Source organism: Amycolatopsis sp. 505 (assembly GCF_031625235.1).
In the GTDB taxonomy this organism is placed as follows: domain Bacteria; phylum Actinomycetota; class Actinomycetes; order Mycobacteriales; family Pseudonocardiaceae; genus Amycolatopsis.
The window spans coordinates 534157-548807 of record NZ_JACKQP010000003.1 but is presented as its reverse complement, the minus strand read 5'-3'; the positions used below and the strand labels follow the sequence as shown (position 1 = coordinate 548807).

Annotated in this window: 16 protein-coding genes and 1 pseudogene; 7 read left to right on the top strand and 10 right to left on the bottom strand. The window is 72.8% G+C overall.

Annotated elements, in window-relative coordinates:
* Positions 1–36 precede the first annotated feature (36 nt).
* The 4 genes from H5965_RS14055 to H5965_RS14040 are packed head-to-tail and all read right to left on the bottom strand — an operon-like array spanning position 37 to position 2846.
* Positions 37–537, bottom strand: coding sequence for an RDD family protein (locus tag H5965_RS14055; RefSeq protein ID WP_310970118.1), 501 nt, complete (start codon positions 535–537; stop codon positions 37–39).
* Positions 534–1184 carry a response regulator transcription factor gene (locus tag H5965_RS14050; protein ID WP_310970117.1) on the bottom strand — a complete coding sequence of 217 codons (651 nt, stop codon included), beginning with the start codon at positions 1182–1184 and terminating at the stop codon, positions 534–536. Before H5965_RS14050 ends, H5965_RS14055 begins: the two co-directional genes overlap by 4 nt.
* Entirely contained in the window at positions 1184–2374 is a 1191-nt protein-coding gene (locus tag H5965_RS14045; RefSeq protein ID WP_310970115.1) for a histidine kinase, read from the bottom strand. The genes H5965_RS14050 and H5965_RS14045 overlap by 1 nt, the downstream gene beginning before the upstream one ends.
* 25 nt (positions 2375–2399) lie before the next feature.
* Positions 2400–2846 (bottom strand): hypothetical protein, encoded by a 447-nt coding sequence (locus H5965_RS14040; protein WP_310970114.1) that lies wholly within the window; start codon positions 2844–2846, stop codon positions 2400–2402.
* Positions 2847–2958: 112 nt separating this feature from the next.
* On the opposite strand from H5965_RS14040, the gene H5965_RS14035 reads away from it, so the two are divergent.
* From H5965_RS14035 to H5965_RS14020, 4 genes are all read left to right on the top strand, one after another.
* Positions 2959–4038, top strand: coding sequence for an aminoglycoside phosphotransferase family protein (locus H5965_RS14035; RefSeq protein WP_310970113.1), 1080 nt, complete (start codon positions 2959–2961; stop codon positions 4036–4038).
* 16 nt (positions 4039–4054) lie between these two features.
* The gene (locus tag H5965_RS14030) at positions 4055–4519 is read left to right on the top strand and encodes a hypothetical protein (protein ID WP_310970112.1); all 465 of its coding nucleotides are present in this window, start codon (positions 4055–4057) and stop codon (positions 4517–4519) included.
* 47 nt (positions 4520–4566) lie between these two features.
* Positions 4567–4989, top strand: a complete 423-nt coding sequence (locus H5965_RS14025; protein WP_310970111.1) for a hypothetical protein — start codon at positions 4567–4569, stop codon at positions 4987–4989.
* Between the two features lie 250 nt (positions 4990–5239).
* Entirely contained in the window at positions 5240–6916 is a 1677-nt protein-coding gene (locus H5965_RS14020) for an RICIN domain-containing protein (protein ID WP_310970109.1), read from the top strand.
* A 78-nt stretch (positions 6917–6994) separates the two neighbouring features.
* On the opposite strand, the gene H5965_RS14015 is transcribed toward H5965_RS14020, so the two are convergent.
* The 3 genes from H5965_RS14015 to H5965_RS14005 are packed head-to-tail and all read right to left on the bottom strand — an operon-like array spanning position 6995 to position 10078.
* Positions 6995–8431, bottom strand: a complete 1437-nt coding sequence (locus H5965_RS14015; RefSeq protein ID WP_310970593.1) for an alpha/beta hydrolase — start codon at positions 8429–8431, stop codon at positions 6995–6997.
* Between the two features lie 29 nt (positions 8432–8460).
* A complete protein-coding gene (locus tag H5965_RS14010) occupies positions 8461–9180 on the bottom strand; it encodes an ABC transporter permease (RefSeq protein WP_310970108.1) in 720 nt (239 codons plus the stop codon).
* Between the two features lie 13 nt (positions 9181–9193).
* A complete protein-coding gene (locus tag H5965_RS14005) occupies positions 9194–10078 on the bottom strand; it encodes an ABC transporter ATP-binding protein (RefSeq protein WP_310970107.1) in 885 nt (294 codons plus the stop codon).
* A gap of 154 nt (positions 10079–10232) precedes the next feature.
* Here H5965_RS14005 and H5965_RS14000 point away from each other — a divergent pair, with 154 nt between their 5' ends.
* Together H5965_RS14000 and H5965_RS13995 are read left to right on the top strand one after the other, a co-directional pair.
* Complete coding sequence (locus H5965_RS14000; RefSeq protein WP_310970106.1) at positions 10233–11354, top strand: histidine kinase; 1122 nt, start codon at positions 10233–10235, stop codon at positions 11352–11354.
* Positions 11351–11953 carry a response regulator transcription factor gene (locus tag H5965_RS13995; protein WP_310970104.1) on the top strand — a complete coding sequence of 201 codons (603 nt, stop codon included), beginning with the start codon at positions 11351–11353 and terminating at the stop codon, positions 11951–11953. Before H5965_RS14000 ends, H5965_RS13995 begins: the two co-directional genes overlap by 4 nt.
* A gap of 12 nt (positions 11954–11965) precedes the next feature.
* Here H5965_RS13995 and H5965_RS13990 read toward each other — a convergent pair whose 3' ends face one another.
* The 3 genes and pseudogenes from H5965_RS13990 to H5965_RS46150 form a co-directional block, all read right to left on the bottom strand.
* Positions 11966–12508: a hypothetical protein gene (locus H5965_RS13990; RefSeq protein ID WP_310970103.1), complete on the bottom strand. Its 543-nt coding sequence runs from the start codon at positions 12506–12508 to the stop codon at positions 11966–11968.
* A gap of 654 nt (positions 12509–13162) precedes the next feature.
* Positions 13163–13741, bottom strand: coding sequence for a TetR/AcrR family transcriptional regulator (locus tag H5965_RS13985; RefSeq protein WP_310970592.1), 579 nt, complete (start codon positions 13739–13741; stop codon positions 13163–13165).
* Positions 13742–14060: 319 nt separating this feature from the next.
* Positions 14061–14420 (bottom strand): annotated as a pseudogene (locus H5965_RS46150) (glycoside hydrolase family 3 N-terminal domain-containing protein); the annotation flags it as partial.
* A gap of 11 nt (positions 14421–14431) precedes the next feature.
* Here H5965_RS46150 and H5965_RS13980 point away from each other — a divergent pair.
* Positions 14432–14641, top strand: coding sequence for a substrate-binding domain-containing protein (locus tag H5965_RS13980; RefSeq protein ID WP_310970101.1), 210 nt, complete (start codon positions 14432–14434; stop codon positions 14639–14641).
* The last annotated feature ends 10 nt before the right edge of the window (positions 14642–14651 follow it).

The window sequence follows — 14651 nt, the reverse complement described above, 5'->3', positions numbered from 1 at the left end:
CAACCCGGAGTATGGCGCGCTTTCCCGGCGCCGGGATCAACCGAAAGTACGAGGACCGGCCCGCACCACGAGGGTTCGCGCCACTAGGTCGCCGATCCGCTGCCGCCGCCGGGAAACCGCGATGCTGACGACGGCCACCAGCCCGAGCAGCAACCCGTCGACCGTCATCAGCAACCACCGGATCACGTAGGCGCGCGCCTTGGGCGGCCCGCCCCGCAGGGTCTCCACGCGCAGCCCCATGACCAGCATGCCCGGGGTGACCCCGCCGCGGCGCAACGGGATCCAGATCTGGATCACCGCGTCACAGGCGTAGTTCACCGCGAAGAACGTGATGACCGGACCCCACAGGATCACCTTCGGCGGCACCCATCCCCACCGCAGCAAGGGAATCGCGACGAGGCCGGCCGCGAGCGCGGCGAACACCCCCACTCCGGTGGCGAGCGCCTGGTCCAGCACCGCTTGCACCACCCGGCGTCCCGCCATCCGCAGCCGCTCCGGCAGTTCTCCGGGCGAGTCCCGCCCCCCGGTCGAGGTCATCCCAGCAATCCCCGCTGCCACGCCCAGACGGCGATCTCCGTGCGGTTCCGGAGTTCGAGCTTGCGCTGCACGCTCGCCAGGTGCGTCTTGACCGTCGAGAGGGAGACGCGCAGGTCGTCGGCGATCTCCGCGTTGGTCCGGCCGCGCGCGACCGCGAGCACCACATCGGACTCGCGGTCGGTCAGCAGGCCCGGTGTCCCCTGCGCGCGCTGCCGCGCCTTTTCGGTGAACCGGGCCAGCAGGCGCACGGTCACCGACGGCGACACCATCGCCTCGCCGCCGGCCGCCGCGCGGACCGCGTCCACCAGCAGCTGCGGGCCGGCGTCCTTGAGCAGGAACCCGCTGGCGCCGCCGAGCAGGGCGGCGTAGACGTTCTCGTCCGCGTCGTAGGTCGTCACCACCACCACGCGCAGCGGTTGCGCGACTCCCGGCCCGGCCAGCAGTTCGGTGGCCCGCAGACCGTCCACTTTGGGCATCCGGATGTCCATCAGCGTGACGTCCGGCCGCAGCTGCCGCGCCAGCCGGACCGCGGTCTCCCCGTCGGCGGCTTCGGCGATCACCTCGATGTCCGGCGCGGCGTCCAGCACCAGCCGGAACCCGGTGCGCACCAGCACCTGGTCGTCGGCGACGAGCACCCGGATGGTCATCAGAGCCCCCTCGGCAAGGCGTCGAAGGGCGCGTCCTCGCCGGCGAGCGGGAGCCGTGCGGCGACCCGCCAGCGCGCCCCGGGTTCCGGCCCGGCGGTCAGGCTGCCGCCGAGCATGGTGAGCCGCTCGGTCATGCCGATGATCCCGAACCCGCCGGGTGCGGCGCGGGCCGGCGCGGCGACCCCGTCGTTGCGCACTTCGAGCACGAGTTCGTCGGCCTCGACGCGCGCGGAGACGACCACCTCGGTCGCGTCCGGCGCGTGCCGGCGGGCGTTGGTCAGCGCTTCGGTCACGACGCGGTGGACGGTCGTGGCCACCTGGGACGGCACCGGCAACTGGTCCAGTTCCTCGGCGATGTCCACGCGGGCGACGGAGCCGGCGGCCGCGCGCACCGCGTCGCCGAGGGCGGCGCCGGACAGCAGGGGGACGTCCCGGGTGTCCCGCAACATCCCGACCAGCCGGCGCGCGGCGGCCAGCGCCGCACCGCCGGCTTCCTCGATCTCGCGGTAGACCGCCGCGTGCCCGCCGACGTCCGCGTTCGCCTCGGCGATCGCCCGGGCGGCCTGCACGCGGACGACGATCCCGCTGACGTGGTGGGACACCAGGTCGTGCAGTTCCCGGGCCAGCTGCAGGCGTTCCTGGCTGCGCACCCGGTCCAGCGCGGCCCGCTGCCGGGCGTCCGCCGCCCGCAGGATCAACCCGACGCCGAGGCAGGCGCCCCAGTACGCCGCGGCCGCCACCGCCAGCAGCGTCTCCGGCTCGCCGGCGCCGTAGCGGAGCAGGGGCGCGGCGATCATCACCGCGCCGAGGGCCGGCGCCAGCGCAGCCGCGTGCCTCGGTTCGAGCTTGCGGCCGGCGGCGGCCGTGAGCAGCCCGGCGGCCACGATCTCGGCGAACGGCGGCTGGCTCCGGGCGTGCGCGGTGACCACCACGACCGTGCTGAGCGCCGACAGCGCGGCGACGACGCTCCCCAGCACGCCGATGTGGCGGGGGAAGCGCCGCCGCAGCACGGCCAGCACCGGGATCGCCGTCCCCGTGGAAGCCAGGAGCCCGGTGAGCGGCGCCGCCCAGCCCCCGCTCCCGCCGGGGACGCGCAGCACCAGCACCACGTCGGCGACGATCGCCGCGACCAGCACGGCGAGCTCGGTGCCGAGCATGCCGCGCCGGGCCCGTGCCCCCGCTCTGCGCATGGCCGTCATGATCTCGCGCCCCGGCTCAGCCCGCGCGCCGAACCCCGGCGATGTAGCGGTTGGACGGCGTCAGGTAGCTGAGCACCGTCGCGACGACGGCCACCCCGCAGCTCAGGTAGCCCGCCCACGACGGTTCGGTGGTGAGCAGCGACGCCGCCTGCAGCAGGGTGAAGACGGTCAGCGTGACGCGGGCCCAGTTGCGGCCGGCCTTGAGCTTGAACGACAGCCACAGGTAGACCAGCGCGATGACCACGGCGATGGCGATCGGCACGGCCTGCGCGACCAGCGTGAGCCGGTCGAGCTGCTCCGGCGCCAGCGTGGGGTTGGTCCGCCGCAGAGCCGCCGCGATTTCGTCGCGCGCGCCGAGGATGAGCAGCCCGCCGGCGATCGCGGACACGGTGGACACCAGGAAGCCGAAGAAGGCGGCGATGATCGTGCTGGGCGGGTTTTCCCGCGCGGTTTCGGTAGTCATACCGGGAAGTTAGGACGCACCGCGCCCCCGCACCGGTCGAGGCGAGCTCGTCTCGTACTTTCGGCCGAGGCGGGGAGTGCCCGCGCGGCGCCGTCTCCCCTAGGTTCGGGGGATGCGGCAATTCGCTGACGTCGAAGAGCTGTCGGAGCTCGTCCGGGAGACGCTGGGCGCGGGCTGCCGCGTGATCGCCGTCGACCGGCTGCGCGGCGGGACCAAGAAGGGGGTGTACCGGTTCCGCCTCGACGGCACCGGCACGGCCGGCGTGATCGTCTACCGCTGGGCCGACGCGGAGAACTTCTGGCCCGGCGAACGGGGAACCGACCCGGCCGACCCGTTCGCGCCGGCCTCGGGCCTGGCCCCGTTCCTGGCCGCGCAGCGGAGCTTGGCCGGGCTCGGGGTGCGGGTGCCGCGGGTGCACCGGGTGGACGACAGCCGGAGCCGCTATCCCGCGGACGTCGCCGTGGTCGAGGACGTTTCCGGTGGCACGCTCGAGGCCCTCTTCGAAACCGATCGCGCGGGTGCCGCGAACGCCCTGGGCGAACTCGCCGGGGCGCTCCAGGTGATGCACCGGCACCGGAGCCGGCATCCCGGCCGGGTCGGCCTGCCGGACCGGGCCGAGGTCTCCTGCGAGCGGCGGGTTCTGGACCGTGCGCTGCGGCACGTCGACGAGGCGGCGGAGCGCGACGCACGCATCGCGGCAGCCGGCGGCGCGCTGCGGGACCGCCTGCGGGAGTTGGCCGGCCGGGTGCCTCCTCGCGCCGAGTACGGGCTGATCCACGGGGAACTCGGCCCCGACCACGTCCTGATCGACGCCGGCGGGCACCCCGTGCTGATCGACATCGAGGGCCTGATGCACTTCGACGTCGAGTGGGAGCACGTCTTCCTCCGGCTCCGCTTCGGCGAGCACTACCCCGCGCTGGCCCAGCCCGGCCTCGACCCGCGGCGGCTCGACCTCTACCTGCTCGCGATGCACCTGTCCCTGGTGGCCGGCCCCTGCGGCTGCTCGACGGGGACTTCCCGGATCGTGCGCTCATGCACGGGATCGCCGAGCACAACGCGAACGAGGCGCTGGCACTCCTGCGGCGTCCGGTGTAGCACCCGTCGCTCCGCCCGACCGGCCGGGTTCCGCAAGACTGCAGTGCGACTGCAGTGCACACTGCCAGGCTCCCCGTCGACAGCAGGTCGATCTTGACGAGGGGACACGCACGATGGGCAAGACGTGGATCAGGGGAATCGCGGTGGCCGCGGCCGCGGCGGCGTTGCCGATGGTGCTGGCCGGCCAGGCCGGAGCGACGACGACCGCGTTCCCCAACGACTCGTGGGACATCAGCAACGACGTCTCCCCGGTCGGGCTGAGTTCCGGCGGGGTCATCTGGAGCAATCGGAGCGCCGTCCTGCAGGGCAGCGTGGAGGACTTCGGCGGCAACTTCGCCACCAGGGTCTACTTCACCGCGTACGCCGGTGACACGAAGGTCGACGGCGACGGGCGCACCGCGGGCCCCGGCAAGACGGTGCCGTTCAAGTTCTCCATCGGCGATCCCGACCGGGTCGGCGGGTTCGACCGCCTCTCCATCCAGGTGTGCGAGCTCGGCCTGGACGGGCCGCAACTCTGCAGCCCCGGCGTCAACCTGCACCGGGACGACCTCGGCGAACGCCGGGTCTGGCGCCCGTAGCCGATCCCCACCAGGTGTACCGAGCCGAGCCGAAGGAAGAAACTGCCATGAAAACCCGGACCATCCTCGCCGGCGCGCTGCTGAGCGCCGCGGCCGTGGTGACGACCGCGGCGCCCGCCTCCGCGGCGACGAACCCGTACACCCCGGCGGAGGTGTGCGGCAGCGGCTACGGCGTCATCTCCTCGAAGCCGGCCAAAACCGACGCCGGACGCGAGTACGGCGGCGTCTACCTGCTCTACAAGTCCGGCGGCTACAACTGCGTCGTGACCATCAAGTGGACGTCCATCGGGGTGGCCAGCGACACGATGGCCGGGCTGTACCGGGACTCCGAGGACCACAGCCGGAACCTGATCGACCAGGGGAACTTCAAGTACTACGCGGTCGTGCGCGGCTACGCGCCCGACTGCATCAGCTACGCGGGCTGGGTCGGCGACGCCGTCGCCACCAGCGGGTGGGGTTGGTGCGACTGAACGCTCACGCGGCAGATTCGCCGGCACGAGCGATCCGAATCCCACGTACGAAGGCCGCCGGGTGCTGAAGGCTCTTCGGGGTCGGCGCGGCCCGGGCTGTTCTCGCTGCCTGCGGGAGCGGGTCCGGTGGCGCGCCGACCACCAGGGGCGGCGCACCGCCCGACTCCGGCGCGGGAACCTGAAAGTTTCAGCGGAAAAAGCCTCCTCGGCGGCACCTGTGTTAGCGTTCACACTTCCACCGTCACTGCCGATGGGGGTTCCGTTGCCACACGCGCAAGCACGCCGAGTCAAGCGCCCGCTGAGTCCTCTGTGGACGGTCTGCGCACTGATCGCCGCCCTCTTCTCCCTCGCGACGCCGTCGAACGCCGCCGCCGCGCCGGCGCCGATCACCAAGCCGCCGATGGGCTGGAACTCCTGGAACTCCTTCGCCGGGGCGATCGACCACACCGTCATCGAGCAGCAGGCGGACGCGCTCGTGTCCTCCGGCATGAAGGACGCGGGCTACGAATACGTCAACATCGACGACGGCTGGTGGACCGGCAGCCGCGACGCGAGCGGCAACATCACCGTCGACACCGCGAAGTGGCCGGGAGGGATGTCCGCCATCACCGCCTACATCCACAGCAAGGGCCTGAAGGCGGGCATCTACACCGACGCCGGCCGCAACGGCTGCGGCTACTACTACCCCACCGGGCACCCCGCCTACCCCGGCACCGGCGCCGAGGGCCACTACGACCAGGACTTCCTCCAGTTCTCCCGCTGGGGCTTCGACTACGTGAAGGTCGACTGGTGCGGCGGCAACGCCGAAGGGCTCAACGCCCGCACCGCCTACACCCAGATCAGCGACTCCATCTCGCGCGCCACCGCCCAGACCGGCCGCCCGATGACCTTCTCCGTCTGCGAATGGGGCGGCAACCAGCCCTGGAACTGGGCGCCCGGCATCGCCAACCTGTGGCGCACCAGCGGCGACATCATCTACTGGGGCGAGCGGCCCTCGATGTCGAAGATGCTGGCCAACTTCGACGCCGCACAGCACCCCAGCGCGCAGAGTCCCGGCCACTACAACGATCCCGACATGCTCATCGCCGGCCTGCCCGGCTTCTCCGACGCGCAGAACCGCACCCACCTGAGCCTCTGGGCGATCTCCGGCGCCCCCCTGATCGCGGGCAACAAGCCCAGCGACATGAGCGCCGCCACCCGCGCGACGCTGACCAACCGCGAGATGATCGCCATCGACCAGGACTCGCTCGGCCGTCAGGGCACCAAGGTCGCCGAGGACGCCTCGGGCCTGCAGGTCTACCAGAAGGTGCTGTCCGGCACCGGCCGCCGGGCCGTCGTCCTGCTCAACCGCACCGGCTCGGCCGCCACCATCACCGCCCGGTGGTCGGCGCTGGGCCTGTCGGGCCCGGCGGTCGTCCGCGACGTCTGGGCCGGCGCCGACCGTGGCACCTTCACCTCGAGCTACGCCACTTCGGTTCCGGCCGGGGAGGCGTTCCTGCTCACCGTAACCGGCACCGACGGCACGCCCCCGGCCGGTGGCGGGCCGATCACCGGCAAGCAGTCCGGCCGCTGCCTCGACGTGCCCAACGCGACCACGGCGAACGGCACCCAGCTGCAACTCCTGGACTGCCAGGGCGGCCCGGGGCAGACCTGGACCCGCACGGCGAGCCGCCAGCTGACGGTCTACGGCAACAAGTGCCTCGACGCATCCGGCCAGGGCACCGCCAACGGGACGGCGGTGGTCATCTGGGACTGCAACGGCCAGGCCAACCAGCAGTGGACGGTCAACACGAACGGCACGATCACCGGCGTCCAGTCGAACCTCTGCCTGGACGCCAGCGGCCAGGGCACCGCGAACGGCACCAAGGTGCTCCTCTGGGCGTGCAACGGCCAAGCGAACCAGCAGTGGACCGCACCCACGGCGTGAGCGTCACCCCTGAATCGGCTCGGACACGCACCTGTCCGGCGGGTCACACCCGGAATGGTGACCGGGGGAAGCGGTCCCTCAGGAACCCCCGCCGGGCTGGGCCGCGCAGTGGATGTCACGCACCGGCCGCTCCCCCGTCGCCAGGAAGTTCGTCACCGCCCTGTTCGCGCACTGGTTGAGCCCCAGGTACACGCCGTGGCCGCCCTGGTCGGCCGTCACCATCCGGGCGCGCTCGCCGAATGCCGCGCGCAGTTTGACCGCGTTCACCAACGGCGTTGCCGGGTCGCGGTCGTTCTGCACCAGCAGGACGTTCGCCGGGCCGTGGCCGGTGATCCGCACCGGCTGCTCCTTCGGGGGTGCCCAGTAGGCGCACGCCGAGATGTTCGCCGTGGCCGCGCCGAGCAGGGGGTAGCGGAGGCGGTCGACCGCCACGTTCAGCTGGTACGTCGCCACCGATCGCGGCCACGCCGCATCGCCGCAGATCACCGCGAACCGGGAGGCGAAGAGGTTCTCGACCGAGCCCCACACCGGCGCCGGTTTCGGTGGCCGGCCCTGGTCGAGGGCCTGCCAATCCGCCGCCAGCGGGGCCAGGTCCGTCGCGTACAGGCCGCTGAACGTCAAGCCGCGGAAGACCGAGCCCGTCACCTCCGCCACCGGGGTGCGGTCCAAGCGCGCCGCCAGCTCGTGGAACTTGGCCGTCACCTCGGCCGGCGTGCGGCCGAGGCCGTACTCCGGGTGCGCCGCGGCGAACTTCGCGAAGTCCGGGAAGCGGTCCTCCATGCCCCGCGCGAAGGCGCGCATCGCCGTGATGTCGTAGCCGTCCGGGCCGAGATTGCTGTCCAGCACGATGCGGTCGCTGCGGTCCGGGTACATCGTCGCGTACACCGCGCCCAGGTACGTGCCGTAGGACGCACCGAGGTAGGACACCCTGAACTCGCCCAGCGCGGCCCGGATGCGGTCCATGTCCCGTGCGGTGTTCGCGGTGGTGACGTGGGGCAGCATCGGGCCGGTGGCGGCGTCCCGGCACTGCTGTGCCTCGGTTTTGGCCAGCTTCGCCTGCTTCACGACGTCGGCGGGGCCGCCGGCGTAGGGCAGGTTGCCGATCGCCAGCTGCTCCGGCGTCAGGTTGCACGTCACCGGCGTGCTGCGCCCGACGCCCCGCGGGTCGAACCCGATGACGTCGTAGGCGTCCAGCACGCTCTCCGGCAGCTTCAGGTACTTCAGCACCTGCGGGTAGTCCAGGCCCTCGCCGCCGGGGCCACCCGGGTTGGTGAACAGCACGCCGCGGCGCTTCTCCGGGTGCTTGCTCGGCATGCGCGACACGGCGAGGTCGATCGTGCGGCCACCCGGGTCGCCGTAGTCCAGCGGCACCTTCATCGTCGTGCACTGCAGGTCCGGGACCGGGAAGGCACCGGCCGGGCACGGTCCCCAGGCCGGGCCGGTCGCGGCGGACGCCGGGGACACGGCCGTCGCGCCGAGCACGGCGACCGCGGTGGTGAGCAGGGTTTTGCGCAGCATCGTTGTTCCTTTCGTCCGGCCGCGGTTCAGCGGCGCGGTTCCCAGCGGAAGAGCCGCGCGGCCAGCGCGACGGCGACGACGACCCAGGCGAGCGTCGGCGCGAAGAGGACGAGCGAGTCGGCGAGCGGGACGCCGCCGTTCCAGGCGTTCAGCACCAGCTCGGTCGCCGAACCACCGGGCAGCAGGCGCTTGAGCAACGTCAGGTCGCCGGTGCCGGTGAGGCCGACCCAGCCCGACACGGCGAGGACGCCGATGCTGACCGGCAACGTGGTCACCTGCGCGTGCTCGGGCGAGTTCGTCAGCCCCGCCGTGGCCAGCCCCAGCGCGAGCATCATGACCACGGTGGCCACCACGGCGGCGGTCAGCAGCAGCGGGTTCGCCGGCTTCCCGGCGACCCCGGCCAGCACGCCGAGGATGACCGCGATCTGCAGCACCGAAAGCACGGTGATCGGCAGCAGCAGTCCGCCGAGGATGCCGGCGTCGCCCGCCGCGGTGGAGCGCAGGCGCTTGAGGAACAGGTTCTGGCGGCGGGAGGCCAGCGTGGTCACCGACGTCGTGTAAAGGCCGATCCCGGCGACGAAGAACAGCGCCAGCGTCGCGATGTAGCCGATGCCGGCCCCGTCGGTGAACAAGTCGTGCTTGGTGACGAAGAACGCGCTCAGCGCGGCCGGCAGCACCAGGGCGGTGACCAGCACCAGGCGGTTGCGGAAGATCTGGATCAGCTCGCCACGAGCGATCGTGAGCATGGGAGTCCTTCTCTCAGGAGTGTTCGATGGCGCGGAAGACGTCGTCGAGCCGGGTCGGCCCGGCCGCCAGGTCCTGCAGCTCGACGGCGTGGTCCTCGGCCCAGCCGAGCAGCGTGTGCAGGTCCTTCTGCAGGCCGAAGGTCTCCACGAGGAACTTGCCGTCGCCGCCCCGCGAAGCCAGCAGCGGCGGCGCCGGCGCGTGCGGCGGCAGTCCGAAGTGGATGGTCGCGGGCAGGGTCCGGGTCAGCTCGGCGACCGTGCCCTCGCGGTGGAAGGCGCCTTGGTGCATCAGGCCGATGCGGTCGGCGCGCTGCTGGGCCTCTTCGAGGTAGTGGGTGGTCAGCACGACGGTCGAGCCGTCCTCGCGCAGCCGGTCGACCGCGTCCCAGAGCGCGTCGCGGGACTGGATGTCCAGGCCGGTGGTCGGTTCGTCGAGGAAGACCAGCTCGGGGGTGCCGTACACGGCGGTGGCGAAGTCCAGCCGCCGCTTCTCGCCGCCCGACAGCTGCCCCACCTTGGTCCCGGCCTTGCCGGTGAGGCCGGCGACGCCGAGCACGCGCCCGACGTCGTCGGAGCGTTGGGTGAGCCGCCCGACCAGGCCGACGGTCTCGCGCACCGTCAGATCCGGCGAGAACCCGCTCTCCTGCAGCATGATCCCCATCCGCGGGCGGACGGCGGCGCGGTCGCAGGGATCCTTCCCGAACACCCGCACGGCGCCCGAGGTCGGCGTGCGGTGGCCTTCGACCGTTTCCAGGGTCGAGGTCTTCCCGGCGCCGTTGGTGCCGAGCAGGGCGTACAGCTCTCCGCGTTCCACTTGGAACGAAAGGTCCTTCACGGCGGGGAAGCCGCCGTAGGTGAGGGTGAGGCGATCGACGTCGATGACCGGTGTCGTGGACATGCCGCCATTCCAGCGCCGATCGCGGCGGGGCGGCAGTGCGCTCGCGTCACCACCGCACCGTGACATTCCGGCCCCGGAAGCATGACGTGGCGTCACTGGTGGGGCCCCGGCCGGTGCGGCATGCTGGCGGGTACCACGCCGACCCCGGAGGACCATGACCGAGACCCGCCGGAGGTGGTCCGGCGGAGCCGTGCAGGACCGGCTGCGCCGGCTCAACCTCCTCACGACGGTGCCGCCGCTGGCCTTCGTCGGCGTGCTCCTGCTGGGGCTCACCGCCCGGTCGTGGTGGCACGCCGGCATCCAGCTCGTCGGGCTCGTCGCGGCGCTGGCGACGGCCGAACGCTGGACGGCGGGCGACTACCTGCGCGTCGCGCGGCCGAGCCTGGCCGTCACCGCGGTGGTCTGGCTGGCCGGGGCGCTGACGGACGACACCGGCGCGTTCTTCGGCGTGTCCATCGTCGGGTCGTTCCTCGTCCCCCCGCTGCGCCGCCACCGGCTCGCGGCCCTCTTCGGGGTCGCCGCGCTGGTCGCGGCCCTGGGCCTGCCCAACGTGCTCGTGCACCCCGGTGCCACCGGGCCGCGGCTGGTGCAGTTCGTGGCCGTCCCGGCGATCGCCGTGCTGCTCTCCACCGGGTTCATGTTCGCCACCCAGCGGCTGTTCGACCTGGTCGCCGAGCTGGAGCAGTCCCGCGAGCGGGAGGCGGAACTGGCCGTCGCCCGGGAACGCGTCCGCTTCGCGAGCGACCTGCACGACATCCAGGGGCACACCCTGCACGTGGTGAAGCTGAAGGTGGCGCTGGCGGAGAAGCTCCTGGACGCCGACCCGGACCGCGCGCGGGAGGAGCTGCGCGAGGTGCACACGCTCGTCGGCGACACGATCGTCCAGACCAAGGAGCTCGCCTACGCGCAGCGGCGGCTCAACCTGTCCGCGGAGCTGGAGAACGCGAAGAACCTGTTCGAGGCGGCGGGCATCCACGTGCGCCTGGAACGGGAAGCCGAGCCGGACGCCCGCGTCGGCGAGCTGCTCGGCCAGGTCCTGCGCGAGACGACGACGAACATCCTGCGCCACGCCGAAGCCCGGCACGTCCGGATCACGCTCGGCCGCACCGGGATCGCCATCGTCAACGACGGCGCGGGCGAACCCGGTCCGCCCGGCGGGCTTTCGGCGCTGCGGCACCGGCTGGCGGAGAACGGAGGAGAGCTCGAGGTGTCGCACGAGGACGGCCGGTTCCTGACGGCGGTGGCGTTCCCGGAGCTCGACGGAGCCGTCCGATGACGACCGTGGTGCTCGCCGACGACGAAGCGTTGCTGCGCAAGGCGTTGGCGGCGCTGCTGCCGCTGGAGGGCGGGATCACCGTGCTCGCCGAGGCCGAAGACGGCGAGCAGGCGGTGGCGGCCACCCTGCGGCACCGCCCCGACGTGCTCGTCATCGACCTCGAAATGCCGGCGGTGGACGGTCTCGGCGCCGTCGCGGAAATCCGGCGGGCCCGCCCGGAGCAGGTCGTCCTCATGCTGACCCGGCACGCCCGCCCCGGCGTCCTGCGCAAGGCGCTGAAGCTGGGCGTCCAGGGGTTCGTCAGCAAGGCCGCGGAACCGGCGCACATCACCGCGGTGATCCAGACCCTGCACGCGGGCAAGCGCTGGATCGACCCGGACGTCTCGGCGCTCGCCGTCGTCGACGACTGCCCGCTGACCGAACGCGAGCTCGACGTCCTGCGCGCGACCCGCGAGGGGTATTCGGTGGCCGAGATCGCGGGCCGGCTGCACCTGGCCGAGGGCACGGTGCGCAACTACCTGTCCAACGCGATGCAGAAGACCCAGACCCGCACCCGCCACGAAGCGGCCCGCTACGCCCACGAGCACGACTGGCTGTGACCGCCCCGGCCGTCACCGGTGCACGGACGTCGCCGGAGCGAGGGCCCGGCTACGCCCGGCCGGTCGCGGGCGCGCCCACGGGGTGCGGCCCCAGGGCTTGGCCACCGACAACCACGTCATGAACAAGAACGCCAGGATGTTGAGCCCGGCCCCGTAGGCCAGCCGGCCGGCCACCGGGCTCTCGACCCCGGAACCGGCCGCCGCGATGCTCTGTTCGACCCAGACCCCGAGACCGAACGTGCTGTAGCCGATCACCGCCACCGTGAGGACCAGCTTCACCAGCACCCACCAGAACCGCGTGACCCCCCACTTCGTCACCAGGCCGAGCACCACGCCTCCGGCCAGCGTGGCGAACGCGGCGGGGATGACCACGAAATCGTCGATCCGCTCGATCAGCACGTACGACACCCGCCGCACCGCCGCGTCCCCGGTGTAGCCGGCCGTCATCGCGAGCACGACGTTCGCCGCGCCCGCCCCCATCCAGCCGACCGACACCGCCACGTGCAGGAACACCAGTACCTGCCGGAAGCGCTTGTCCACCGTCCACCGCGTCACCCGTCCATCGTGACCGCCGGGGCTCCCGGCCGCAGCGCCGGTGAGCAATAGCGGCCGCATCCTCTCCTCGTGGGTCACGAGCGCGAGTGACGCGCCGCCGCCGATCGGGGTGACGCACCGGGCCGCGTCGCCGGCCAGGGCGTGTCAGGTCTTCGCGCGGGAGAAGGACAGGATGGCCCACGGCGGTGTACCAGCGCGAGCGGTCGTCGCCGAAGAGCCGGTCGCGGGTCGAGGATCGGACGCCGTCGGCGATGACCGGGAGGTCGGCTCGCAGCGTGGTGGTCACCGAGACCGTGGCGGCGTCCGGGCGAAATCGCCGCGCGGGACTTCGAGTTCGGCGGCGCGCCGTCCGGGCCGGCGGAGGTCGGTTCGCCCAGGCCCCGCCCGGCGGCGTCGACGAAGACGGTGCCGGTTTCGATGGTGTTCCGGCCCTCCAACAGGCCCACGCGCGCCTCCGGTCGCCGCCGCGTCACGTTGTGCCCCTCCCCCGCCGCGCGTGAGTTCCTCCGCGGGCGTCGAGGTCGCGGCCCGCCCTCCAGGCGGCAGACCCGGACGAAACCAACGCCTGAGCGGCTCGTCCGGACGGCGTCATCCGACGGGCGGCCGGGAGCCATTGCGTCGGTGGCACACCGGCTTCTACGGCGGAGCGCCGAGCTATCCGTCGTCGCGCCGGCGGCGCAGCCCGTCCAGCACGAGGGTGATGACACCGTCGGCCTCGGTCCGCCAGCCGGGACGGTCGTGGGCCGCGCCGATGCCGTGCAGGGCCATCAGCACGGCGCCGGCGTCCACGTCGTCGCGGACGCTGCCGTCCCGCACCGCGGCGGCCACCAGGTCGACGACCGCCTCTTCGAGCGCGCGGCTGCCTTCGGCGAGGGCACCCGATCGATCGGCCCACAGCGTGGCCAGCGTTCGGGCGAGGCCCGCGTGGGCGTCGATGTGGTCGACCATGCTGCGCAGGAAGGTCGCCAAGGCCTCGGCCGGGGGCAGCGTGGCCTGCAACCGGCGGGCGCGCTCGCACAGCGTGGCGACTTCCCCGCGGTAGACCGCCTCGGCCAGCGCCTCCCGGGTGGGGAAGTGCCGGTACAGCGTGCCGGTGCCCACGCCAGCCAGCCGGGCGAAGTCGTCGAAGCGCAGGTCGAAGAAACCTCCGGCGTCGAAGACCTCCCGAGCCTTGGCGAGCAGGGCCTCGCGCTTGCGCTGGGCGTCGGCCCGCAGCGGCTTCTCGGCAGTCACGCGCTCCCCCGCCGTAGCAACTGGAGATGATCTCCACATCGATACTACCGCACGAGGTGACCGAACCGGGGTCAAGCCATCCCCCGCGCGAAGTGGCCGGCCGCGCGGCGGACCCGGGGTGGCGGCCTGGGTCAAGCGGGCGGCGAACGTGTCGTCCGCCTGGGCCCGGGCGGCGATGGCGCCGGCCAGCTCGGCGACCTCCGGGCCGCCGGGGAGCAGGAGGAGGTCCGCGCCCGCGGCGAGTGCCGCCAGTACCGTCTCGCGCACCGGACGGCCCTTGGTCGTGGCCGGGGTGTCCAGGTCGTCGGCTGACGACCAGGCCGGTGAAGCCGAGGTCGCGGCGCAGCACCTCCACCGTCGCCGGCGAGGTCGAAGCGGGTTCGGCCGGGTCGATCGCCGGCACCACCATCGGGCCGGTCATGATCGCGCCGACGCCGGCCGCCACCACCCGGCGGAACGGGGTCAGGTTCGCCGGGACGGACTCTTCCAGCGCCGTGTCGTGCAACGCCGGGTCCAGGGCGAGCTCGGGGTGGCCGGGGAAGTGCTTCGCGACCGCGAGCACACCGGCACTTTGGACGCCCGTCACGAACGCGGCTCCGATGCGCCCGGCCTCGTCGTGGCCGAAGGGCAGCGTCCGGCCGGTCAGCCACGGGTTCGGGCCGGAGAGGACGTCGAGCACCGGCTTCGACGATGCGCCGGAGGCCGGATCCCCGCGGCCTGACCACCATCCCGCAGCCGATGGTCCGAAAAGGACAGCTGGCCGCCGAGCTGTTGTTCGACCTCCTGCGCGGCGATCCGAAGCCGGAGAACGTGTCCTTGCCCACCGAACTGGTGCGGCGCCGCACCTCCGGCCCGCCGCCACCCGGGCGACCGTTGCCGGCCGGAAACCGTCGCTCGTAGCGGCCGGCGG